The organism is Chryseobacterium urinae (assembly GCF_030518295.1).
GTDB lineage: Bacteria > Bacteroidota > Bacteroidia > Flavobacteriales > Weeksellaceae > Chryseobacterium > Chryseobacterium mucoviscidosis.
Window position 1 is genome coordinate 1 of the sequence record NZ_JAULSJ010000101.1, and the last position, 418, is coordinate 418.

Annotated in this window: 1 pseudogene; it reads right to left on the reverse strand. The window is 36.6% G+C overall.

Annotation, left to right across the window (positions count from 1 at the left end):
* Positions 1-418, reverse strand: a pseudogene (locus tag QWT87_RS21150) (RHS repeat-associated core domain-containing protein); the annotation flags it as partial.

Consider the following 418-nt stretch of genomic DNA (forward strand, 5'->3'; position numbering starts at 1 on the left):
TTCATATTGAAACCCATCCAAGTAATCGGTGGTTCTGGTTCCCAAAGCATAAGCATAGGAAGGATCTTTATAATTATGTACTTTCCTGATCTTTGAGCCATCTGCTCTGTAAAGATAATTCGTATTTACATATACTTTATTGCTCCTGTCGTAACTTGCAAAATCACTGAACTTAATATATTTCGGAAGATTTAAAAAATTATAATCAATCTGAAGAATACCTTTATCCTTATGATCTTTCATGTTTCCGTTCAGGTCGTAGGAAATCGTGTTTCCTGAAGTATCGGGATAACCTCTGTAATCTGTTGAGGAATCGGTAACGGAAGTCAGCCTGTTTCCGGTATAAATATATCCAAGATCATCAATATTAAATGCAGGAGCACCTTGCTGAGATTGCGCCGACCTTTTCAGATTGGAT